Annotated in this window: 24 protein-coding genes and 3 tRNA genes; 11 read left to right on the forward strand and 16 right to left on the reverse strand. The window is 57.3% G+C overall.

Annotated features, from left to right (window positions below):
* Positions 1 to 20 precede the first annotated feature (20 nt).
* The 6 genes from CRO23_RS15120 to CRO23_RS15140 all read left to right on the forward strand — a co-directional run bounded on the left by CRO23_RS15120 (position 21) and on the right by CRO23_RS15140 (position 7094).
* Positions 21 to 1226, forward strand: a complete 1206-nt coding sequence (locus CRO23_RS15120) for an efflux RND transporter periplasmic adaptor subunit (protein WP_079449414.1) — start codon at positions 21 to 23, stop codon at positions 1224 to 1226.
* The gene (locus tag CRO23_RS15125) at positions 1223 to 3160 is read left to right on the forward strand and encodes a MacB family efflux pump subunit (RefSeq protein ID WP_016928233.1); all 1938 of its coding nucleotides are present in this window, start codon (positions 1223 to 1225) and stop codon (positions 3158 to 3160) included. Before CRO23_RS15120 ends, CRO23_RS15125 begins: the two co-directional genes overlap by 4 nt.
* Positions 3161 to 3163: 3 nt before the next feature.
* Positions 3164 to 4531 carry a TolC family protein gene (locus tag CRO23_RS15130; protein WP_097102373.1) on the forward strand — a complete coding sequence of 456 codons (1368 nt, stop codon included), beginning with the start codon at positions 3164 to 3166 and terminating at the stop codon, positions 4529 to 4531.
* Between the two features lie 414 nt (positions 4532 to 4945).
* Positions 4946 to 6448 (forward strand): glycine betaine/L-proline transporter ProP, encoded by a 1503-nt coding sequence (gene proP, locus CRO23_RS15135; protein ID WP_004927916.1) that lies wholly within the window; start codon positions 4946 to 4948, stop codon positions 6446 to 6448.
* A gap of 142 nt (positions 6449 to 6590) precedes the next feature.
* Positions 6591 to 6728: a hypothetical protein gene (locus CRO23_RS25105; RefSeq protein WP_162531381.1), complete on the forward strand. Its 138-nt coding sequence runs from the start codon at positions 6591 to 6593 to the stop codon at positions 6726 to 6728.
* A gap of 96 nt (positions 6729 to 6824) precedes the next feature.
* A complete protein-coding gene (locus tag CRO23_RS15140; RefSeq protein WP_016928237.1) occupies positions 6825 to 7094 on the forward strand; it encodes a hypothetical protein in 270 nt (89 codons plus the stop codon).
* A 58-nt stretch (positions 7095 to 7152) separates the two neighbouring features.
* Here CRO23_RS15140 and CRO23_RS15145 read toward each other — a convergent pair whose 3' ends face one another.
* The 3 genes from CRO23_RS15145 to CRO23_RS15155 all read right to left on the reverse strand — a co-directional run bounded on the left by CRO23_RS15145 (position 7153) and on the right by CRO23_RS15155 (position 8659).
* Entirely contained in the window at positions 7153 to 7704 is a 552-nt protein-coding gene (locus CRO23_RS15145) for a hypothetical protein (protein ID WP_097102375.1), read from the reverse strand.
* The gene (locus CRO23_RS15150; RefSeq protein ID WP_016928239.1) at positions 7670 to 7951 is read right to left on the reverse strand and encodes a hypothetical protein; all 282 of its coding nucleotides are present in this window, start codon (positions 7949 to 7951) and stop codon (positions 7670 to 7672) included. The genes CRO23_RS15145 and CRO23_RS15150 overlap by 35 nt, the downstream gene beginning before the upstream one ends.
* Positions 7952 to 8092: 141 nt before the next feature.
* A complete protein-coding gene (locus CRO23_RS15155) occupies positions 8093 to 8659 on the reverse strand; it encodes a PaaI family thioesterase (RefSeq protein WP_239511171.1) in 567 nt (188 codons plus the stop codon).
* A gap of 122 nt (positions 8660 to 8781) precedes the next feature.
* Here CRO23_RS15155 and CRO23_RS15160 point away from each other — a divergent pair, with 122 nt between their 5' ends.
* Complete coding sequence (locus CRO23_RS15160) at positions 8782 to 10122, forward strand: anaerobic C4-dicarboxylate transporter (RefSeq protein ID WP_097102377.1); 1341 nt, start codon at positions 8782 to 8784, stop codon at positions 10120 to 10122.
* A gap of 178 nt (positions 10123 to 10300) precedes the next feature.
* Here CRO23_RS15160 and CRO23_RS15165 read toward each other — a convergent pair.
* The 6 genes from CRO23_RS15165 to uvrY all read right to left on the reverse strand — a co-directional run bounded on the left by CRO23_RS15165 (position 10301) and on the right by uvrY (position 14498).
* Positions 10301 to 10386, reverse strand: a tRNA-Leu gene (locus CRO23_RS15165).
* 10 nt (positions 10387 to 10396) lie between these two features.
* Positions 10397 to 10470 (reverse strand) — tRNA-Cys (locus CRO23_RS15170).
* 719 nt (positions 10471 to 11189) lie between these two features.
* Positions 11190 to 11265, reverse strand: a tRNA-Gly gene (locus tag CRO23_RS15175).
* A 144-nt stretch (positions 11266 to 11409) separates the two neighbouring features.
* Positions 11410 to 11958: a CDP-diacylglycerol--glycerol-3-phosphate 3-phosphatidyltransferase gene (pgsA, locus tag CRO23_RS15180; protein ID WP_004927937.1), complete on the reverse strand. Its 549-nt coding sequence runs from the start codon at positions 11956 to 11958 to the stop codon at positions 11410 to 11412.
* A gap of 58 nt (positions 11959 to 12016) precedes the next feature.
* Positions 12017 to 13849 (reverse strand): excinuclease ABC subunit UvrC, encoded by a 1833-nt coding sequence (uvrC, locus tag CRO23_RS15185; RefSeq protein ID WP_004927940.1) that lies wholly within the window; start codon positions 13847 to 13849, stop codon positions 12017 to 12019.
* A complete protein-coding gene (gene uvrY / locus CRO23_RS15190) occupies positions 13842 to 14498 on the reverse strand; it encodes a UvrY/SirA/GacA family response regulator transcription factor (protein ID WP_004927947.1) in 657 nt (218 codons plus the stop codon). Before uvrY ends, uvrC begins: the two co-directional genes overlap by 8 nt.
* Before the next feature lie 704 nt (positions 14499 to 15202).
* Between uvrY and CRO23_RS15195 the strand changes: the two genes are divergently transcribed.
* Together CRO23_RS15195 and CRO23_RS15200 are read left to right on the forward strand one after the other, a co-directional pair.
* Complete coding sequence (locus CRO23_RS15195) at positions 15203 to 15427, forward strand: DUF2594 family protein (protein WP_004927950.1); 225 nt, start codon at positions 15203 to 15205, stop codon at positions 15425 to 15427.
* Between the two features lie 123 nt (positions 15428 to 15550).
* Positions 15551 to 15892, forward strand: coding sequence for a GlpM family protein (locus CRO23_RS15200; RefSeq protein WP_016928244.1), 342 nt, complete (start codon positions 15551 to 15553; stop codon positions 15890 to 15892).
* Positions 15893 to 15909: 17 nt separating this feature from the next.
* Here CRO23_RS15200 and CRO23_RS15205 read toward each other — a convergent pair whose 3' ends face one another.
* Together CRO23_RS15205 and CRO23_RS24775 are read right to left on the reverse strand one after the other, a co-directional pair.
* Complete coding sequence (locus CRO23_RS15205; protein ID WP_028128013.1) at positions 15910 to 16341, reverse strand: hypothetical protein; 432 nt, start codon at positions 16339 to 16341, stop codon at positions 15910 to 15912.
* Between the two features lie 171 nt (positions 16342 to 16512).
* Entirely contained in the window at positions 16513 to 16827 is a 315-nt protein-coding gene (locus tag CRO23_RS24775) for a hypothetical protein (protein WP_033633390.1), read from the reverse strand.
* A gap of 543 nt (positions 16828 to 17370) precedes the next feature.
* Between CRO23_RS24775 and CRO23_RS15210 the strand changes: the two genes are divergently transcribed.
* A complete protein-coding gene (locus tag CRO23_RS15210) occupies positions 17371 to 17730 on the forward strand; it encodes a hypothetical protein (protein ID WP_004927961.1) in 360 nt (119 codons plus the stop codon).
* A gap of 41 nt (positions 17731 to 17771) precedes the next feature.
* On the opposite strand, the gene CRO23_RS15215 is transcribed toward CRO23_RS15210, so the two are convergent.
* From CRO23_RS15215 to CRO23_RS15230, 4 genes are read right to left on the reverse strand one after another with little or no spacing between them, the layout of a single operon-like run.
* Positions 17772 to 19040 (reverse strand): FAD-dependent oxidoreductase, encoded by a 1269-nt coding sequence (locus CRO23_RS15215; protein WP_016928247.1) that lies wholly within the window; start codon positions 19038 to 19040, stop codon positions 17772 to 17774.
* Positions 19033 to 19293, reverse strand: a complete 261-nt coding sequence (locus CRO23_RS15220; protein WP_071525942.1) for a (2Fe-2S)-binding protein — start codon at positions 19291 to 19293, stop codon at positions 19033 to 19035. The genes CRO23_RS15215 and CRO23_RS15220 overlap by 8 nt, the downstream gene beginning before the upstream one ends.
* On the reverse strand, positions 19290 to 20414 hold the full coding sequence (locus CRO23_RS15225) for an NAD(P)/FAD-dependent oxidoreductase (protein ID WP_097102379.1): 1125 nt from the start codon (positions 20412 to 20414) through the stop codon (positions 19290 to 19292). Before CRO23_RS15225 ends, CRO23_RS15220 begins: the two co-directional genes overlap by 4 nt.
* Positions 20414 to 21361, reverse strand: coding sequence for a 4-hydroxyproline epimerase (locus CRO23_RS15230; protein WP_097102381.1), 948 nt, complete (start codon positions 21359 to 21361; stop codon positions 20414 to 20416). Before CRO23_RS15230 ends, CRO23_RS15225 begins: the two co-directional genes overlap by 1 nt.
* Before the next feature lie 389 nt (positions 21362 to 21750).
* Here CRO23_RS15230 and CRO23_RS15235 point away from each other — a divergent pair, with 389 nt between their 5' ends.
* Complete coding sequence (locus tag CRO23_RS15235) at positions 21751 to 22605, forward strand: AraC family transcriptional regulator (protein ID WP_031300114.1); 855 nt, start codon at positions 21751 to 21753, stop codon at positions 22603 to 22605.
* A 31-nt stretch (positions 22606 to 22636) separates the two neighbouring features.
* Here the strand turns inward: CRO23_RS15235 and CRO23_RS25110 are convergent, their stop codons facing one another.
* Entirely contained in the window at positions 22637 to 22783 is a 147-nt protein-coding gene (locus CRO23_RS25110; protein ID WP_153303148.1) for a hypothetical protein, read from the reverse strand.
* Positions 22784 to 22809 lie beyond the last annotated feature (26 nt).

The following is a 22809-nucleotide window of genomic DNA, read 5'->3' on the forward strand; positions in this document are numbered from 1 at the left end:
GAACCGCCGCTTTTATCGTTATGGAAAACCTGGGTATGTCATCACTGAAACTCCCCTCCCGCCGTCTGGCGTTGCTCGCCGCCATCGTTTTCATCGCCGTCGCCGTCGCGCTGGCCATCTTTTGGCAACGCCCGCCGCAGCAGGATTACGTTACCGCGCCGGCCCGCCTGGGCAATATCGAAAACGCCGTGCTGGCCACCGGGCGGCTGGATGCCATCGAACGCGTCAACGTCGGCGCCCGCGTCTCCGGCGAAGTCAAATCGCTGAAGGTCAAACTGGGCGATCGCGTCACCAAAGGGCAGCCGATCGCCGACATCGACGATCTGCAACAGCGCAACGATCTGCGCAACGCCGAGGCGGCGCTGAACGTCATCAAGGCCGAATTGCAGGCCAAACAGGCGCAGTTGAAGCAGGCGGAATCGCGTTTCAAACGCCAGCGCCGCATGCTGAGCGACGAAGCCAGCTCGCGTGAAGACTTCGAGACCGCCGAGGCCACGCTGGCCACCACCCGCGCCGAACAGCTTTCGCTCAATGCGCGCCTGGTGCAGGCGCAGATTGAAGTCGACAAGAAAAAAATCGATCTGGGCTATACCCGCGTGGTCGCGCCGATGGACGGCATCGTCATCGCCGTGGTGACGCAGCAGGGGCAAACGGTCAACTCCAGCCAAAGCGCGCCGACCATCGTCAAGCTGGCGCGGTTGGATATGATGACCATCAAGGCGCAGATCTCCGAAGCCGACATCACCCGCATTTCACCGGGGCAAAAGGCGTACTTCACTATTTTTTCCGATCCGGATAAACGGTACGACGCCACGCTACGCACCATCGAGCTGGCGCCGGAATCGGTGATGAAAGACGACTCGCTCGCCGGCACCAGCTCCGCGTCCGGTTCCGGCACCTCGAACGCCTCGGTCTATTACAACGCGCTGCTGGACGTGCCCAACCCGGAGAACCGCCTGCGCATCGCCATGACCGCGCAGGTTTCCTTACTGCTCGGCGACGCGAAGAACACCCTGCTGGTGCCGATCCAGGCGGTGCATAAAACCGAAGGAAAAGTGCAGCAGGTGCAGGTGCTGACTCAGGATCAGCGGCTGGAAACGCGCGAAGTGACCACAGGCATCACCAACAACGTCGATATTCAGATCCTCAGCGGCCTGAAAGCCGGTGAAACCGTGGTGCTGTCGCAGCCCGCCGCCAAGTCGGCTGAGGATGGCATTTTCCTGTGAACGCGATCATCGAGCTAAAAGGCATCAGTCGAACCTACACCAACGGCGGTCAGACGCTGACGGTGTTGAAAGACATCGATTTGACCATCGCCGCCGGCGAGCTGGTGGCGATCATCGGCGCCTCCGGTTCCGGCAAATCGACGCTGATGAACATCATGGGCTGCCTCGACGTGCCGGATCGCGGCGACTACTACATCAGCGGCCAGAACGCCGCCCACCTGTCGCCGGACGAACTGGCCCGCCTGCGCCGCGAGCATATCGGCTTTATCTTCCAGCGTTACCACCTGATGCCCGATCTCAGCGCGCTGGGCAACGTCGAAATTCCGGCTATCTACGCCAACGCCCGGCGCGATCAGCGGCGGCGGCGAGCGGCGCAACTGCTGGCGCGGTTGGGCCTTGAGGGACGCGAAGACCACAAGCCCGGCCAGCTTTCCGGCGGCCAGCAGCAGCGCGTCAGCATCGCCCGCTCGCTGATCAACGGCGGCGAAATCATCCTGGCGGACGAACCGACCGGCGCACTGGACACCCAATCCGGCCAGGAAGTGCTGGCGATCCTGAGCGAATTGAATCAGCGCGGCCACACCGTGGTGATCGTGACCCACGATATGAACGTGGCGCAGCATGCGCACCGCGTCATCGAGCTGCGAGACGGCGAGATCATCGCTGACAGCGGCCGCAAGTCGGCGTCCGGCCCATCGCTGCCGCCGCCGAACCGCAGTCGGCAAAGCGGCTGGCAAAGCCTGATTGACCGCACCCGCGAATCGCTACATATGGCGCTGAAAGCGATGAACGCCCATCGCCTGCGCACCGCGCTGACCATGACCGGCATTATCTTCGGCATCGCCGCCGTGGTGACGGTGGTGGCGCTGGGCGAAGGCGCCAAGCAGCGCACGCTGGAGAATATCAAGGGGCTCGGCACCAACGTGGTGAGCATCTATCCGGGGCGCGACTTCTTCGACGACGCCATCGACAGCATCCGCACCCTGGTGCCGGCCGACGCCGACGCGCTGGCGCAGCAAAGCTTCGTCGACAGCGTCAGCCCGGAGGTCAGCGCGTCCGACAGTATCCGTTTTCGCAGCAAATCCGCCACCGCCTCGATCACCGGCGTCGGGCGCGACTATTTCCGCGTCAACGGCATCACGCTGGTGCAAGGCGCCACCTTCCGCGACGATCGCAACGCGCTGCAGGAAGTGATCATCGACGATAACGCGCGCCAGGCGCTGTTCGGCGATTTTGGCGTCGAGCCGCTCGGCCAGATCGTATTTCTCGGCTCGGTGCCGGCGCGGGTGGTCGGCGTCGCCAAAAGCGAACGCAACTATGCGCCTAACCGCATCAGCGTCTGGATGCCCTACAGCACGGTGATGTACCGTATGGTCGGCAAGACCACGCTCAGCGGCATCACCGTGCGCCTGAAAGACGACGTCGCCAGCGAAGCCGCCGTCAGCGCCATCACGCAGTTGCTGACCCAACGCCATGGCGTCAAGGATTTCATGACGTTCAACCGCGATCAGTTCCGTAAATCGATCGAACGCACCTCGATGACGCTCAGCCTGCTGATCCTGATGGTGGCCTCGATCTCGCTGGTGATCGGCAGCCTGGGCGTGATGAACATCATGCTGGTCTCGGTCACCGAGCGCACCCACGAGATCGGCGTGCGCATGGCGGTCGGCGCGCGGCGCGGCGATATCATGCAACAGTTCATGATCGAGGCGGTGCTGGTCTGTCTGATCGGCGGCATTTTGGGCATTGCGCTGTCGTTCGCCGCCGGTTCGCTATTCACCTCGCTGGCGGGCGGCATGTTCACCGCCATCTATTCCTGGCAAGCCGCCGCGACGGCGTTTTTCTGTTCAACCTTAATCGGCATGATCTTCGGTTATCTCCCCGCCCGTAAAGCGGCAAGGATGGATCCGGTCGTTTCATTGGCCAGCGAGTAACCCATGAAAATTCTCTCTCCCCTGGCGTTAAGCCTCGCCGCTCTGCTCACCGCCGGCTGCGGCAACGCCCTGAAAAGCGACTACCGGGCGCCGCAGGTCAACTATCCTGCGGGGTGGCAATACGCCGCCGAAAACGCCACGCCGACGCCGTTCGACTGGCGTGATTTCCACGATCCTGAGCTCGATCGCTGGCTGCAACAGGTGATGGCGAGCAACAACGATCTGGCCGTCGCCGTGCTGCGCGTCTACCGCGCGCGGCTCGAGGCGGAACGCGTCGGCATCAGCACCGCGCCTGACGTCAGCGCCTCGTTAAACAGCGGCATCAATCGCCCGTTGTCCGAGTCCTCCGCCTGGAATAAAACCAGCGGCGCGACTCTCTCTACGAGCTATGAAGTCGATCTGTGGGGCAAACTGGCGCGCCAGCGCGACGCCGCCGAGTGGGCCAGCCAGGCTTCCGAGCAGGATCTGCGAACGGCGCGGCTGACGCTGCTGGCCGACGCCGCCACCAACTACTGGCGCATCGGTTTTCTCAATCAGCAGATCGGCGTCAGCCAGGCGAGCATCGCGTATGCCAAAACGACGCTGCGGCTGGCCAACGCCCGTTATCAGGCCGGCAGCATCTCAGCGCTGGACGTGGTGAACGCGGAACAAAACCTATTGACGCAGGAAAGCCGGCTGTTGACGCTGCAACACGATCGTCAACAGGCGCTGAATGAACAGGCGGTGCTGCGGGGCGCGCCATCAGGCCAGGCCACTATCGCGCCCGCGCGTCTGCCGACGACGGCGATGCCGCAGATCAACACCGGCATTCCCGCCAGCGTCTTGAGCCGTCGTCCGGATCTCAACGCTAAAGAACTGCGGTTGCGCGCCGCCCTGGCCAACGTCGACGAGAAACGTCTGCAATACTATCCCGCGTTCAGCCTGACTGGCTCGCTGGGCGCCAGCAGCAGCGCGCTGCTGGAATTCCTGCGCAACCCGACGGGCAGCCTCGGCGCCGGCCTGACGATGCCGTTCCTGCAATGGCGACAAATGGGCGTGGAGATCAAGATCGCCCGCAACGACTATGAACAGCTGGAGCTGGAGTTCAGGCAGGCGCTGTACAAGGCGATGGGCGATGTGAACAACGCCCTGTCGCTGCGCGCGCAACTGCTGGCGCAAGAGACACAGCTGCAGGCCTCGCTGGCGCTGGCGCGCAAATCGGAACGGCTGAACGAAGTGCGTTACCGGCAGGGCGCCGTCACCATAACCGACTGGTTAAACGCGCAGGAGCAACGCCGTCAGGCGGAACTGGCAGTGGACGAAAACCGCTTCGCGCAGTACCAGAATCTGGCGAAAATCTATCTGGAGTTCGGCGGTTCGTCGGCGCCCTAATCCAAACTGCCTGGCCAGTGGGTCAGGCGTTTTTTTAGCGGCGAACACATCAATTTTTCCGGTTTTATCTCCCGCACTCTCTATACTTGAAACATCACCAATTAGACGAAAAATCGTCAAATCGCACATTTATTAGACCATTCTCGCACCAAATCGGTGCAAATACTTAAGTTAAACTGCTGGATTTGATCGCCGCAAGATATAACGTTAAGCTATAGATGCAAAATAATTAGTCACCTAAATGACATAACCTTGGCATAAATGACGGTATTTTGTGATCCACATCCCAACTTAAATGTGGATAATGAATCGTCTTGAACCGCGATTCGATTAGCCTATTTGATAACTCGAAAACAACAGTGAACGGAGATTACGCTTTCACGAACAACGAATAATTCATTAAGGGATGATTATATGAAGTTAAGAAAAAAACGACATAAACCGATGCACATTAACGACATCACCATCATCGATGACAGCAAACTCAAGAAGGCGATCACCGCAGCGGCCCTGGGCAATGCGATGGAGTGGTTCGACTTCGGCGTATACGGCTTTGTCGCCTACGCACTTGGCCAGGTCTTCTTCCCCGGCGCCTCGCCCGGCGTACAAATGATCGCCGCGCTGGCGACCTTCTCCGTGCCCTTCCTGGTGCGTCCGCTCGGCGGCCTGTTCTTCGGCGCCATGGGCGACAAGTTCGGCCGGCAAAAAGTCCTCTCGGTCACCATTATCATCATGGCGGTCAGCACCTTCTGTATCGGCCTGATCCCGTCCTATGCGTCGATCGGCATCTGGGCTCCGATCCTGCTGCTGCTGGCCAAACTGGCGCAGGGCTTCTCCGTCGGCGGTGAATATTCCGGCGCGGCGATCTTCGTCGCCGAATACTCGCCGGACCGCAAACGCGGCTTTATGGGGAGCTGGCTGGATTTCGGCTCCATTGCCGGCTTTGTGATGGGTGCAGGCGTTGTGGTGCTGATCTCCAGCATCGTCGGCGAAGCTAACTTCCTCGACTGGGGCTGGCGCATTCCGTTCTTCATCGCCGCGCCGCTGGGCCTGATCGGTCTCTATTTGCGCCATGCGCTGGAAGAAACCCCGGCGTTCCAGCAGCACGTGGATAAGATGGAGAAAGAGGATCGCAACGCCATCGAAAATCCGCCGAAAACCTCGTTCAAAGAGATCGCGGCCAAACACTGGAAAAGTTTGCTGGTGTGCGTCGGTATCGTGATTTCCACCAACGTGACCTATTACATGCTGTTGACCTACATGCCGAGTTACCTGTCGCATAACCTGCACTACTCGGAGGATCACGGCGTTCTGATCATCATCGCCATCATGATCGGCATGCTGTTCGTGCAGCCGGTGATCGGCCTGACCAGCGACCGTATCGGCCGTAAGCCGTTCATCATCGGCGGCAGCATCGGCCTGTTGGCGCTAGCGATCCCGTGCTTCATTTTGATCAACAGCAACGTCATCGGCCTGATCTTCGTCGGTCTGCTGGTGCTGGCGGTGCTGCTCAACTCCTTCACCGGGGTGATGGCCTCGATTCTGCCGGCAATGTTCCCGACGCACATTCGCTACAGCGCGCTGGCGATTTCGTTCAACATTTCGGTACTGATCGCCGGTGCGACACCGACCGCCGCTGCCTGGCTGGTCGAAGCGACCGGCAACCTGTACATGCCGGCCTACTACCTGATGGTTGTGGCGGTGATCGGTCTTATCACCGGTCTGTACATGAAAGAGACCGCCAACAAGCCGCTGCGCGGCGCGACGCCGGCCGCTTCTGACCGTACCGAAGCGAAAGAACTGCTGCAGGAGACCTACGACAATATCGAACAGAAAGTCGAGGACATCAACGCGCAGATCGCCGAGCTGGAAAAGAAAAAGCAGATCCTGATAGACCAGCACCCCAAGCTGGACTGATCGCCGCTGAAAGACAAAAGCCACCCGTTTGGGTGGCTTTTTTACTTTGATTTCAAAAGAAATAATGCGCAGCGCATTTTTATGACAATCAGGATTGGTGGTACGCTTTGCCGCACACTCTTTATTGATGAAGAACATAATCATGAGCAAAATGGACCTTCCCATCATCATCGGCATCCTGGTGATGCTGACCCTGTGGCTCGGCGCGCTCTTCAACATTGGCGATATCACCTGCAGCATTTCACGTCTGTTTCACTGGATTGAAAGCCAACGCGGCTAACCCGACGCCGCCGCAGGCGGTGGAAAACTTCGGCTATGATTGATAGACATTACGCTATTTTCCGAGACTGTCGCTCGCGATAAAGAGGACTGCATCATGACCGACTATGAGTTCTACAATCAGATCCTGACCCGGCTGGCCGCCAATCACCCCGGCACGCTGGATGAAAAAACCTACGAACTGTGGAAGCAGGACGCCACCAGCCCGCACGCCTTCGCCGATCCCTTCGCCTATCTCAAAACCAAGGGGCTGATACAAGCCTACGTGATGAGCGACATCGACGAGAACAACTATGATATCGATCCGCATCAAACGCGGATCACCACCGCCGGTCTTGAGTTCATGCGCAACGGCGGGTTTAAGTAAGCAAAAAAAAACCGCCGGACGGCGGTTTTTTATCCTAAAAAGCCTGCGGACCGGTGGTTCAGGCGGGGAAAGGCCGATAAAAAATGCGCAGCACTTCGTTGTCGCCTTGGCGTAAAAAACCGCCTTCCGGCTGCCAGCGCAGATCGCGCGCCAGATTGAGATTTTCCCAACCGACCGCGCCCCCCACGCCGATGCAAAGATTTTTATTGCCCGCGGCAAATCCCGCGCCGGTGCCGATCATGGCATGCAGCAAACGGGGCGCCGCCGCGTCGCGCATGGAAAATATACCGATAAAACATCCCTGCGGCGCGCGCAGCATATCCGCCATGGTGCGGATCTCGGTATCATCAGGGCTGACGAAATGTTTGTATTGCTTATCGAACACCGTCAGCCACAGCTGCTTGTATTTCGCCTTGCTGAGCGCGCCTGAACGATGAGCGCAAAGCACCACCGCATCCCAGCACATCTCCCCGCTCAACGAAAGGTACTCTTCCGTATCGACTTGCGGCTTGTCAGCGTAATGCCGCGCAAACTCAGCCGCATTCAAATGCGGCGGCACAGCCTGTTTGGCAACATCACTCTTGTAGCGCTTGAAATTCAACCAATGCATGGGAAGTATCCTCTTCACCCGCGAGATTAATGAATCTGAAGCCGTGGATGAGACGAGCCATCAAATCCAGAGCGTCGTCGGCGATGGCGGTTTCGTCATCATCCAGCCCCTGCTCCACCGACCGCTCAATCGCGTTCATCACCGCCGGAGCGCTGGTTTCTTCCCCCTGCGCCACCACGTCTAATACGGCTTTGCCGATCGCCAGACAAAGCTCATGATCAAACTCAACCTCTTTATACGGCTGCATAATCACCCCGATAAATTTTCACCCAAGAATACTAGACCACAATGGCGTATCGCGCCTGCCATCGTAGCGCAGCAAGGTATGCAGCCAAAGATAAATGCATCAGGCTCCGGGTTGATAGCCCGAAGCCCGATAAAGAGCAGGTTATTGCGGTGCTTGTTCGGCGGGGCGAATAATAAAACAAGTGGCGGTTGCTGAAGCCAGCAGCTTCCCTTCCGCCGTTTTGAGCGTGCCTTCAGCGAAAGCGACGTTCTTCGCCGCATAGACCAAACGCCCCTCGGCGATCAGATCAGTTTCCTTCGGCACAGGGCGCAACATTTTAACCTGCAGATCGACGGTGCCATAGCCAATCCCCGCGCCCAGCGTACTGTGCACCGCGCAACCGGTCACCGAGTCCAAAACCGTGGCGGCGAAACCGCCATGTACGCCCCCCAGTGGATTCAGATGGCGCCCGTCGGCCCGCGCCGCGATGCGGATATACCCCTCTTCCACCGCGACCGGTTTCATGGGCACGGTTTCAGCGATCGAGGCCGGCGGGATCTTGCCAGCCATCGCAGCCTGTAATAACGCCAGCCCGGTCATTTTTGTCGGATCCATTGCTCTCTCCTCTGGTGGCAAACCGGTTATATAGGAGAGGTCTGACCTCTTGGCTTGTTTTTTCGTGCTGATGTCGTCAGCCGCCTGCTCTTCAGATTCTCTGAACGTGACCATCATCACTCTTTAGAGTCAATAACCACAATTTTTAAGCGCCTTTAGATTTAAAACAACTTTCTACTGTAAACACCGCCGGAAACTGAACGCAGTTAAGTTCAACATTTTAAGGCGTATCTATCATGGATTTCTTTCTGCAATTAGCGGTTATATTGGCATGCCTGCTGTATGGGGCGCGTAAGGGCGGCATTGCGCTGGGGTTACTGGGCGGCATCGGTTTGATGATCCTGGTGTTTGGCTTTCACCTGCAGCCCGGCAAACCGCCGGTAGACGTGATGCTGGTGATCATCGCGGTGGTGGCGGCCTCCGCCACCCTGCAGGCTTCAGGCGGGTTGGACGTCATGCTGCAGATCGCCGAGCGGATGCTGCGGCGCAACCCGCGTTATGTCTCGATCATCGCCCCCTTCGTCACCTGCATTCTCACTATCCTGTGCGGCACCGGCCATGTGGTGTACACCATCTTGCCGATCATCTATGACGTGGCGATCAAAAACAATATCCGCCCGGAACGGCCGATGGCGGCCAGTTCGATCGGCGCGCAGATGGGCATTATCGCCAGCCCGGTGTCGGTGGCGGTGGTGTCACTGGTGGCGATGCTCAGCAGCTACACCTTCAATGGCCGCCATCTGGAATTCCTCGATCTGCTGTCTATCACCATCCCTTCGACGCTGTGCGGCATTCTGGCGATCGGCATCTTCAGCTGGTTCCGCGGCAAAGACTTGGACAAAGACCCGGAGTTCCAGAAGTTCATCTCGGTGCCGGAAAACCATCGCTACGTCTACGGCGACGCCGCTACCCTGCTGGACCGGGTATTGCCGCGCAGCAACTGGATCGCCATGTGGATTTTCCTCGCCACCATCTCCCTGGTGGCGGTGCTGGGAGCCTTTTCCGGCCTGCGGCCCAGCTTCGGCGGCAAGCCACTTTCCATGGTTCTGGTGATCCAGATGTGCATGCTGATGGCCGGGGCGTTGATCGTTATCATCACCCGCACCAACCCGGCGTCTATCTCTAAAAACGAGGTATTCCGTTCCGGCATGATCGCCATCGTGGCGGTGTATGGTGTTGCCTGGATGGCGGAAACCATGTTCGGCGCGCACCTGGCGCAGATCGAGGCCACACTGGGTGTGTTGGTGAAAGAGTACCCTTGGGCCTATGCGCTGATCCTGCTGCTGGTGTCGAAATTCGTCAACTCGCAGGCCGCCGCACTGGCGGCGCTGGTGCCGGTGGCGCTGGCGATCGGGGTTAACCCTGCCTATATCGTCGCTTCGGCGCCGGCCTGTTACGGTTATTACATTCTGCCAACCTACCCCAGCGATCTGGCGGCAATCCAGTTCGATCGCTCCGGCACCACCCGCATCGGCCGCTTCGTGATCAACCACAGCTTTATTCTGCCCGGCCTGATCGGCGTCAGCGTCTCCTGCGTCTTCGGCTGGATCCTCGCTGCGGCGTTCGGTTTCTTATGAGTTGTACTTTGGAGCCCTGCGGGGCTCCCTGCAAGCAGGATGACAATCCATGGGTATAAGGCATGACAAGACAGGGAGGAATGCAGGTGTGATGCGAATGACAGAAACAAAAAAACCGCCTCTCGGCGGTCTACGACATTACTACTTATTGCTTTGATTATTCGGTATTTTCGTTCCCTGGTACCCGGGGCGGGACTTGAACCCGCACAGCCATAAGCCGAGGGATTTTAAATCCCTTGTGTCTACCGATTTCACCACCCGGGCTCGGGAAAGTTGGAGGCGCGTTCCGGAGTCGAACCGGACTGGACGGATTTGCAATCCGCTACATAACCGCTTTGTTAACGCGCCTTTATTCTGTTTGCCTTTTCAGGCCAAAGCCGGTGATTCACCCACTTCGTTTTGTTCTTTTTAACCGCGATGTTGAAATCGCATATCTTAATCATCTGATTCTTAAGTAATTTATTTCGTTACCGCCGAATCGATGGACTGCATTATGGACTAAACCCCCCACCTTGGCAACCCCCCGAAATAGCAAAAAGTTCTCTAACGCTTTCAACTGCTTATTTTGTGGGCGCACTGTTCACAATGCCAACTGAAAGGCAAGCGGAATGTTGAATTTATATGCATCGGCTCGGGGATTTTCACGGGCAAATCGGATCCTTTTTCTCGACATGAATCGCTTACGCACCTCTCTCCGGCTTTTTCACCTGCTTATGATGATGGGATATCATGCAAAACATCATCATGGGAGACATCGCGCAATCTCCGCCGCCCTGAACGGCCAACGTAACTGCAAAGCTGGAGACTGACGTCAGGTTTTCCAGCGCACGATGGGTCGGCATCAATCCCCCCACAAAGCACCGGCACGATGCCCAATCAAATGTGCCTGTTTTCGCCGTTCAACGGGGCATCCTACGGCAGGAAAACGACAGGAGAGATAGGGACAATAGTCGATGCAGGAAGATGCAGACAGGTTTCGCCGGACGGCAAAGGAATAAAAAACGAAAAAGGGGCCGAAGCCCCTTTCTCTTACCTGCCGAATCGCGGAGATCCAACAGGCCAATATTTGGAGCGGGAAACGAGGCTCGAACTCGCGACCTCAACCTTGGCAAGGTTGCGCTCTACCAACTGAGCTATTCCCGCGTTACCAGAACTGACTGATTTCTTTGCCATCTTTCGGCAATTCATCGTTGTCGTCTGATGCGATGCATTCTACTTACCTGACGTGATGAGTCAATAAAATTGTTGGCTCACCACGATCGTTTGCCGATTTTTGCAGCGTATCGATCACGGTTCCAGCAGATCGTTGCGTGCCGCGTTCAAATATTGGAACATCGACCAGAAAGTCAGCACCGCTGCGATATACAATAAGCCAATCGCCACATACTCCACGGAGCGATCCGGCCGCCACAGCAAGCCCACCAGTGACATCATCTGCGCCATGGTTTTCACTTTGCCTATCCAGGACACCGCCACGCTGCTGCGTTTGCCAATTTCCGCCATCCACTCGCGCAGCGACGAAATGATGATTTCACGGGCGATCATGGTGGCCGCCGGCAGCGTGATCCACCAGCTGTGGTAATGTTCCGCCACCAGCACCAGCGCCACCGCCACCATCACTTTATCCGCGACCGGATCCAAAAACGCTCCGAAGCGCGTCGTTTGTTTCCAGCGACGTGCCAGGAAGCCGTCAAACCAGTCGGTGACGGCGGCAAACACAAAGATAACGGCGCAAACCATCGGAGCCCAGTTGAACGGCAGATAAAACGCCAGCACAAAGAATGGGATCAGAACTACGCGAAACAGGGTAAGCCAAGTCGGTATATTCAATTGCATAATGCTACGGTAACTATCTGGCTAGAGTGGAAATTAAGAGTATGTTGCTACATTGCCCTCAGTGTTTCAATGCATTGTAGATCTTTTCTGCCAATGCTTGTGAAATACCCGGCACTTTTGCAATTTCCTCCACGCTGGCGTTCAACAAAGGTTGCAGTCCGCCCATATACTTCAACAGCACCTGGCGCCGTTTCGGCCCTACGCCTTCAATCAGCTCCAATGCGCTGGTATTTCTGACTTTCGCCCTTCTCTGCCGGTGACCGGTAATGGCATGATTGTGCGAATCGTCGCGGATGTGTTGGATCACATGCAGCGCCGGCGAATCCGGCGGCAGAGAAATCCCTTCACCTTCCGGGACGAAGAACAACGTTTCCAACCCTGCCTTGCGGTCGGCACCTTTGGCGATGCCGATCAGCAGCGGCTTATTCTTGTCCCAGGTAACATTCAGCGATTTGAATACGTCGATCGCCATGCCGAGCTGCCCTTTACCGCCGTCGATAAAGATGACATCCGGGATCTTTTTCTCTTCCAGCGCTTTGCCGTAACGGCGCTTCAGCACCTGCGTCATCGCCGCGTAGTCATCGCCAGGAGTGATGCCGCTGATATTGTAACGCCGATACTCCGCTCGCACGGGGCCGTTTCCGTCGAACACCACGCACGAAGCCACGGTCTGCTCACCCATGGTATGGCTGATATCGAAGCACTCCATACGGTTGATTTCCGTCAGGTTCAGCACTTTGGCCAACTCCGCCAGCCGCTGATGGATCGTCGACTGTTGCGACAGCTTGGTGGTCAACGCCGTTGCCGCGTTGGTGCGCGCCAGTTTCAAATAACGGGCGCGATCGCCGCGCGGTTTGCTTTGGATTTGGATCTTGCGCCCCGCCAACTCGGAAAGCGATTCCGCAAGCAGGTCTTTTTCCGGCAGACTGAAATCCAGCAGGATCTCGCCGGGCAGCGTACGCGCCTGGCTGCCTTGCAGATAGAACTGGCCGACAAAGGTCTGCACCACCTCGCCCATATCCGTGCCGCCCGGCACTTTAGGGAAATAGCTGCGGCTGCCCAGCACCTTGCCCTGACGGATGAACAGCACGTGCAGGCACGCCATACCGGCATCGAACGCCACGCCGATCACGTCCAGATCGTCGCTGTCGCCCGACACGAACTGCCGTTCGGTAACGCGGCGCACGGCCTGAATTTGATCGCGAATGCGCGCCGCCTCTTCGAAATTAAGCAGTTTGCTGGCTTCTTCCATACGCTCAATCAGCTGGTGCAATACCTGCTGATCTTTGCCAGAAAGAAACAGCCGCACGTAGTCCACCTGCTGCCGGTACTCTTCTTCGCTCACCAGGCCGGCAACACAAGGCCCCAGACAGCGGCCGATCTGATACTGCAGGCACGGACGCGAACGGTTGCGATACACGCTGTTTTCGCACTGGCGGATTGGGAACAGCTTCTGCAGCAGCGCCAGCGTTTCGCGCACGGCGTAAGAGTTGGGGAAAGGCCCGAAGTATTCGCCTTTGGCGTGTTTGGCGCCGCGATGCACCGCCAAACGGGGATGGGTATCCGCACTGAGAAAAATCAGCGGATAAGATTTATCGTCTCGCAAAAGAACATTATATCGCGGTTGGTACAATTTAATGTAGTTATGTTCCAACAACAGCGCTTCTGTCTCAGTATGGGTAACCGTTACGTCTATTTGCGCGATATTTTTAACCAGCGTCTCGGTTTTACGGCTGCTGACCTGCTGCCGAAAATAGCTGGCGAGACGCTTTTTCAGGTCTTTGGCTTTACCGACGTAGATCACCGTACCCGTGGCGTCGTACATACGGTAGACGCCGGGCTGGCTGGTGACGGTACTCAGGAAGGCTTTGGCATCAAAACGGTCATTCACTGCTTAACAACGTCTCCGCATTGAACAATCCATGTCGGATGGCCAGGTGAGTCAATTCAACGTCGCCGCTGATATTCAGTTTGCTGAACATGCGGTAACGGTAGCTGTTCACCGTTTTCGGGCTGAGACTCAGTTGCTCCGAGATCTCATTCACTTTTTTGCCTTTGGTGATCATCAACATGATCTGTAACTCGCGTTCAGATAAGCAGCTGAACGGCGTTTCAGCCTGCGGTTCCAACTGACTCAGGGCCATCTGCTGGGCGATATCAGACGCGATATAGCGCTGCCCGGCATGCACGGAACGCAAGGCGTTAATCACTTCCTGCGGCGCGGCGCCCTTGCTCAGGTAACCGGCGGCACCCGCCTGCATCACCTTCGCGGGCAAAGGATTTTCAGTATGGATGGTCAACATGATGACTTTGACGTCGGGTGCATAACGCACAATCTTGCGCGTGGCTTCCAGCCCGCCAATGCCCGGCATATTCATGTCCATCAGCACGATATCGACAGCGTTGCCACGGCACCATTTTACGGCGTCTTCACCGCACTGAGCCTCACCGACAACTTTTATACCTTTGATATCTTCAAGAATGCGTCGTATCCCTGCGCGCACCAGTTCGTGGTCATCAACAAGAAGAACGCTAATCAAGGAAAAATCTCCAAAAAAAGGGAGTAACGCAATCGGCCTCTGTTTTCGCCAGAGATATTACTTGTTTTTCAGACAAGAATGAACACAGATTAATACATACTTCCGAATAACTTTGCGGAGCAGAGCTGATTTTTCAATTTTAGCCGTCTATGCCGCCGATAAATCGTCACGTCGGAAAAGATCGGGCGACGAAAATAATTTCGTCGCGCTGCGTCTGACACAGGATAGCGCGACAATCATGCCGCGAGGGAGAAATCTGTGTAAGCAATCACGACATGAATAATATTAACACGGCTGTTGGCTGTTTGTAATCATTTGATATTTAAAGGCGTAACAAAATCCGCGGCTAACGCGGGTCTGGCAACCCACGGTCGAAACTATTATTCCCGGCAAACGTCGGTAAAATCGGCGCCTCCGCCCCCAATAATTATAATAACCCCGATTGTTCAACAATAACGTACCGGAAAAATACTTGTTAACCACCTCGAAATAACTTGCCGAGAGTAGATGATTCAGACAGGCAATGAGCGAACGTTGCCCACCTGCGTGACCTGAGCAAGCCCGGTGCAGATGGCAGACTCATGCTATGCTATACTCCGCGCCCAGTTAAATTCACCGCCGCGCCAGGGGCTAATTTTTAGCCCGCGCGCGGTGCGCCAAAGCAGCTTGTATCAGGCTACGGCCTCAGAAAATCAGGAGAGAAAATGAGCAACGTTGATTTCACTACGTCTGCAAACCCGGAAATCTTGGCGACCGAAGTTGCCTGCCTCAAAGCTACGCTGACGCTGATCTTGAAGTCGATCGGCCAGGCCGACGCCGGGAAAGTCATCATCAACATGGAACGTTTCATCGCGCAGATTGAAGATCCGACCCAGGCAGAAATCTTCAAGAACAGCATTCAGCAAATCAAGCACGCTTACCGTCAGTAAGCGTTGCGCCCCAGACCCGCACTTCTTGTGGGTCTGCTTTTCACCACGCTACGCCACACCCCATTGATCTTGCACGTGCTTTCGGGCAGTGTGTTGACTTTCTCCCCCACACCCGAGACCGTTATGGGCATCCTTGTCAAAGCGCTGATCGGCGCGCTGGTCGTGGTTCTGATCGGCCTGTTGGCCAAAACGCGCAACTATTATATCGCCGGTTTAGTCCCGCTCTTTCCCACTTTCGCCCTGATTGCGCATTACATTGTCGGCAGCGAACGTTCAATTGCGGCACTGAAAACGACGCTGATTTTCGGCATGTGGGCGGTATTGCCCTACCTGGTGTATTTGATTTCGCTGTATTTCCTGATTAACAGTCTGCGGCTGTCGTTAGCGCTGGGTGCAGCGGTACTGTGCTGGATTGCGGCGGCGTGGCTATTAATTACGCTGTGGGGATGGTGGCAAGGGCATTAACGCCCTTGCCTGAGCTGTTACGGCCGCCCTGCCTGCAACACGAAGCCTCGCTGCCGATCGCCGGCGATGCGCAGATAGCGGCTTTCACCGGCGCGCAGCGTCATCGGCACGCTGCCGCTGGTTTCACGCCAAATACATAGAGAGTTCTCGATCATATCTTGCCCGATACTGACCGAAATATTGCCTGGCGGCACGCGAAACTCTGCTTTTTCTTTCGCCTCGAGTGAAGCGGCAAACTCCCCATTCACATAGACGCCGGTACGGCAGCTGCCCGCCAGCATGCCGCTGTCGCGCACCACGACCACCGTAGCGTAAGGCGTATCCGGGATATTCTGATAGAGCATCAGACGGCTTGGGGGGGGCAACTCAGCCTGTTGCGGCGGTACGGCTTGAGTCGCACACCCCGTCAGCAGTGCAGAGGCAAATAACAACGCGGCGTAATGCTTCATCCTTGGCTCCTGAAGAAAATAATGCTTATCGTAACAAGAGAATAGCTGTCTCCAGTAGCATTCATACCGCAGAGACGAAAAAATCGGATAACTTCCCACTCCTCTCACGAACCTGCAGGGATAAGAAGATTCTGCATTAAAGCCATTGAAATAAAGGCGATTCTTGCAGATTTAAAACTTGATCATGCCACGTTGGATATCTGCCGCAAAAGCACCACTGACGTAACTGAAACCATCCTGCGTGACATAAACCCGGGTATGACCGGTCTCTGATAACACCGCCACCATATATCCCAGGCTGATCATTTCATGGGACGGAACGTTCATCGGGGTTAGAAAACCGCGCCCACGGCACCACTGATAAAAGCGGGTTCGCCCATATCCCAACACGGCGCCAACATCGGAGAGGTGCTTAAAAGTATCATAATCCTCTGATGGTGAAGGTAAACCGTCATGACTTTCAGGCGTTTTCTTTATCCCAGACAAAATAAACTCCTTTTTTGACTCTGTCGCCTACGGTTATCCTTCCTCTAAAATGAATTTAAAAAATCCAAATTTAAAATGCAAATGAATTCCCTGTAACTAAAAAGCCTTCCCCAGAAAAAACCTGAAAAAAAAACCCAATAAAAAAACAGAAATAAAAAAATAAGGTATTAATACCGAGAATTAAATCCTTGGCATGGGTAAATATCCTAAATAAAAATAATATTCATACCAGATAAGAAAATGCTTAGCTTGCATATTATTTCCCTCATCAAAACGATGCAATTGCGGTCGGATCATTGCGGCATAAAGAGAATGAATAAAATCAATGCCACATCGTCCAGCCCTCGCCGTGATGTCGCGGATCCTTACAGACTGCCCTCAATGCGCCACATCCTCTCTCAACGCGGCACTTCCTCAATCATACCTAAACAATAACCATTATCATTTCCAATTGTTCCGCCAGTTTATTACACTTTCCTACCTCGTCAGTTAGGAACATTCCTAGGCTGCGAGCCTCAGGATAGAGAAAGAGTTAGGGACACCATGAAGAATTGCCGTTGTTTGATTGTTTTGCCGTTATTGATGTTGACCGCCTGCACCCAATGGGAGAGGCCTGGCGCGGTTGAGAGTACCCGGAACGCCGAATATGCCGAATGCCGCAGCCGCGGATACGATCGCTTCCCCCCGGACGTGGTGCGGGACGTGGAGTTCAGCTACGAAAACAAATACATTCCTTGCGAGAAGAATAAGAAAGACTGTCCATCGGGATACCGCTACGACAAGGAACCGTCGATTAAAACAGTGCAGACCGATCGCAATCAGTCCGCCCGAGACGCCACCATCGAAGCCTGTATGTACGGCAAAGGCTGGCGGGAGAAAACCTACTATTGGCCGCAATGGTGATGTGGCGGCGTTTGCCTGAGGCGAAATGCCCGCAAACCCATTCAACCGTCGTCATCACATCGGCTCAGCCCCAGCGCAACCAGCGTTTCCGTCCTGACCGGCGTTAAAGGCACACGCGGCGACGGTAAAGGCCAGCTCAAAAGCTGCCTCGCCGCCGTTGCGCAGACTTTACCCTGGCATGCCCCCATGCCACAGCGGCTGCTCATCTTTGCCGTGTTCCAATCCGGCTGATGGCGTACCTGTTCCAACGTAACGTCTTCGCAGCGGCACAGTAACGTTTGCGGATTGGCCAGCGAATTCAAGCGCTCATCGAGCGCAAAAGCGGCCGCTGTCGCCGTGGCGAAACGCCGCCACCGCCGCCGCTGCGCCGCCAGGCGCTCTGCCTTTTCCCGCTGCCCGGTGGCGGCATAACCGGCAATGGCGCCTTCGGTGAGCGCCAATTCACTGCCGCCGACGCCGGTACACTCCCCGGCGGCATAAATTTGCGCTTGGCAGGTTTGCTGCCAATGATTCACCGCCACGGCGTCATGTTCTATCCGACACCCCAGCAGCATCGCCAACTCAATGTTCGCCACCAGACCAAAACCGCAGGCCAACCTGTCGCAGGCGATCGTTCTTTCCCGCCCGCCGTTATTGACACGCACCGAGGTTAAACGGTCTTGCCCCAACGCCGCCAGCACCCTGCTGCCGGCACGATAACGATGCGGCATCAAAGAAAACGCCTGACGCAGTTTGGCCGGCCAGCGCCACAAGCCGCCGGCAAACGCCGCCAACCGCCAAAGCGGCGCCTGCTCCGCCAACATGACCACCTCTCCGCCGGCCTGTTTCACGCTGTCGGCCACCGCCAACAGCAGCGGACCACTGCCGGCTATCACCACTCGCTCGCCGCGGATCGCCAATCCCTGCTTGATTTGCGCCTGTAGCCCACCGGCACCGGTCACCCCCGGCAGCGTCCAGCCGGGAAACGGCAACAACAGTTCACGCGCGCCATTGCATAAAATCAGCTTTTGATAGCGAATCACGCCACAGCCTTCAGCGTCTTCATATGCCAATCGGTTAGCGCCACACTGCGCCACCAGCTTGCAGCCGGACTGCCGTGCAATATTTTCCCGCGCCGCCACCGCCTGCCGATAGCGGTTCGCCGTTTCAGGCAACGCCGCCTGCGGTCCATCGCGCCAGATTTGCCCGCCGGGATGCGGATTATCATCAATCATTCGCACCTGGCCACCACTTTCCGCAGCGGCCAGCGCCGCCGCCATGCCGGCCGGCCCAGCGCCGACGATCAGCACCTCACAGTCGAAGTTACTCATCATCGCTCCTCTCTATGCGCATGCCGGCTTGGCACAGCGTTTGGCACGCCAGGCGACGCAGACCGTTAATGGTCACCCGGCACTCCTGACAAACGCCCATGCCGCAAAAGGGAGCGCGCGGTTGGTGTGAAACAGATAACCGACAACGATCGTCGCCGCACAGGCTGAGCGCCGCAGCAACGCTGAGACCAACCGGCACCTGTCGGTGTTCTCCATCGATGCTCAACGCGATCGTATTTTGTCTTTCATTCATACAGGCAACTCCTCGGCGGCAAACGCCCGCGCAGCCAAATACGGGGAATCGTCAATCTCCGGCGTTTGCCGGCCAATCTGCGCAGTAATCAGCGCAGCGCTGCCGAGTGCAGTCGTGACGCCCAATCCCTCATGCCCCAGAGCCAGCCACAACCAGGAATGCCGCGGATGCACGCCCAACAGCGGCAGCCCGTCGGCAGAGGCGGCGCGCAACCCTGTCCAGCAGCGAATGATGTTCATCTGCGCCAGTGCAGGCAAGAAATGCTGCGCACGCGTAAGCATTGCCGCCAACAGCGGCATGTCCAACGCCGAATCGACGGCGTCGAACTGGCGGGAAGAGCCGATCAGCCATTGTCCGGTGGGCCGCGCCTGCACATTGAAAGCCACCGACGTGCCGTTGCTGGCATGCGCGCTGGCGCCATACCCCAGCTCCACCAGTTGATGCCGCACCCGCGGCGGGTAGCGATCGGTGATCGCCAGTTGGCCCTTCTTGGCGTGAAGCAAAGTCTGTGGCAATAGGTTATTGGCCCTAAGGCCGCAGGCCAGGACCACCACCGGCGCGACCAGACGTCTGCCGTCCGTCAGCCGCACGGCTTCCTCCTCCAACGCTGTCGCTTCACCATGCACCACGTCAATTGCCGCACCACCGTCGGCCAACAGCCAGCGAGCCGCGAGCGGCGCATACACAATGCCGTCGCCCGGCACCCGCAGTCCGCCGGCCAGGCCATGCCGCAGCATCGGCTCCATGACGGCGATCTGCTCCGCCGCCAGCAGTTCCGCGGCTACGCCCTGCTCCGCCAGCCGCGCCCGCTTTTGCTCGGCGATGGCCATTTCATCCGCTTGATCCGCCAACCACAGCGTACCGCAACCGCGCCAGGCGCAGGCTTCCGGCATGCGCCCCGTCACTTCGCGCCACAACCGCAGCGAATAAGCGCTTAACGCCAGCTCGGCAGGATTATCGTCCATGCAAACCAGGTGCCCCATACCGGCTGCGGTGGCGCCGGCGCGGCGGTCGTCCACCACCGAGACACGATACCCTTCCCGCGCCAGCCGCCAGGCGCAAGCGGCGCCGATGATACCGGCGCCGACCACGATGACATCGGCTCCCCGCTCGGCGCCCATCAGCGTATTCCCCAGACGAAGGGATCGCGTTCGTCGAGCAACAGTTGGCTATCGGCGCACACATAGGCCTGCCCGCGAATAAAGGGGGCAATGCGATCGCCGTTCCAACGATAATAGGCCTGGAATTCGCTGCCGATCACGCTGGCCTGCCGCCACTGCGTGTCCGGCGGCAGTTTGCCGTCCGCCGCCAGACACGCCAGTTTGGCGCTGGTGCCGGTACCGCACGGGGAACGGTCATAGGCTTTGCCGGGACACAGCACGAAGCTGCGGCTGTCGGCCTGCGGATCGTCACCGAACAGTTCGATATGGTCTATAGCGCCGCCGTCTTCACCGCGGATGCCCGCCTGTTCCAACGTCTGCCGCACCGCCCAGGTGAACGCGGTCAACGCCTCCAGATTGTGTTTATCAATGAGCAACGGTGACTCGCCGATCAGGAAGAACCAGTTGCCCCCCCAGGCGATGTCGCCCGTCACCGGCCCGTGACCGGCAACCTCAATCCGCACCTGGCGGCGGTAACGATAAGCCGCCACATTCTCCACCGTGACGCTGCCGTCATCATGCAGCGTGGCGCTTACCGGGCCGACCGGGGTCTCGATCAGATGGCGCCCGGCGTGGATGCGCCCCAGATGAGCCAGCGAAGCGACCAGCCCGATGGTGCCGTGCCCGCACATGCCCAGATAGCCGCTGTTGTTAAAGAAGATCACCCCGGCGGTGGCCTGTGGCGAGCAGGGGCGGCACAGCAACGCCCCCACCAGCACGTCATTGCCACGCGGTTCGAGCATCACCGCGCAGCGCCAATCGTCATAATGTTGTGCGAAACGCGCCCGCCGTTCCGCCATGCTACCCTCGCCAAGATCGGGAAAACCTTCCACGATCAGGCGGGTCGGCTCTCCGCCGGTATGAGAATCGATCGCCCGCAAAGCGGTGATATGCGCAGAAAGTGCCATCGGCGTCTCCTGGGTTAATGAGATGTTACCAATAGCATTAGCCTGAACGAATGTGAGCATGACGGCTTGATGCGTTTCGGCGCAGCGAATGAAGAAATCAGCACAGTGACAAAAGTCGGGACTGACGCGCCGCGGGTATGAACTTAACGATTGTCATAATAATAACTTATTTATCATATTGTTATTTCCATGCTAAACCCTTGCCTAGCGAGAAACGCCGCAGTTTTCAAGCAACCGCCAAACACCGTCCGGCAAAAGTATGCGGCAATCCGCATATTTGGCAGCCCGCCGGAAATAGCGCTTGCTTCGTTACAAAAAAGTTAATATTGATGCGAAAGCGCCAACCTGGCCCGCCTGTTTTTCCGGCTAACGACCGAAAAGGGACTGCTATGCGATCCACTTCAGACTACCCGCCTCCGGTTTCTCTCTCGCCGCCTTCGCTTGTGGGGCTGCCGGAGCAGGAGGACGTTTTTGCCGTCGAACATCTGTCGCGCCTGTGCGACGGACTGGCGCAGCAGCGCCCGAACAATCTGCGCGATCTGCTGAATACGCTGGCGCTGATCGCGCCGTTGCTGAACGCGATTCCCAACGTCGTGTTCTTTATCAAAGACGCCCAGGCTCGCTACCTGCTGGCCAACCTGACGCTGGCCAGGCGCTGCGGTTTCAAAACCGTCACGCCGCTGCTGGGTAAAACCTCCGCCGACGTTTTTCCCGCTCAGCTCGGATCCGGCTATACCGAGCAGGATCTGCGGGTATTGCGCCACGGCGTGCTGATCCAGGATCAGCTGGAAATGCACCTGTACAACGGCCGAGAAACCGGCTGGTGTCTGACGCAAAAGCTGGCGCTGTATGACGCGCAGGGAAAAATCATCGGTATGGCGGGTATTTCTCACGATCTGCAGGAGGCCAGAGCCAATCACCCGGCCTACCAGCGGCTGGCGGCGATCGACGTGCATATCCGCCGCCACTACGCCCGACCGATCGCGCTTGAAGAGCTGACGGCGCTGACCGGGTTATCGGTGGCGCAGATCGAACGCTACTGCAAACGTATCTTCCACCTCACCCCGCGCCAGATGATCCACAAAGTGCGGCTGGAAAAGGCCACGGAACTCCTGGCCGGCGATCTGCCGATCACGGACATCGCGCTGCAGTGCGGCTATACCGATCACAGCGCCTTCAGCCGTCAGTTCAAAGCGATGACCGGCTCCACGCCACGCGATTTTCGCCTGACGCTTTCCGCTTAACGCGCTGATTTACCCCGTTAACCTTCTCTTCTCACGGCGTACCGACGCCCGATTTTTCACGCCCGTTTTCCGCCGCTATTGTGCCAATTTCGTCGCGGCAATCGGCGAAAAGCGTCAAGCCTCCCTGCGCAATACCGGTCAATCTGTCGGTGAGCCTTACCAAAGATTCACTTTTCATTAACACTTTCGGACGACAGGACAACA

Origin of the sequence: Serratia sp. JKS296 (genome assembly GCF_900215445.1) — a bacterium.
GTDB lineage: Bacteria > Pseudomonadota > Gammaproteobacteria > Enterobacterales > Enterobacteriaceae > Serratia > Serratia marcescens.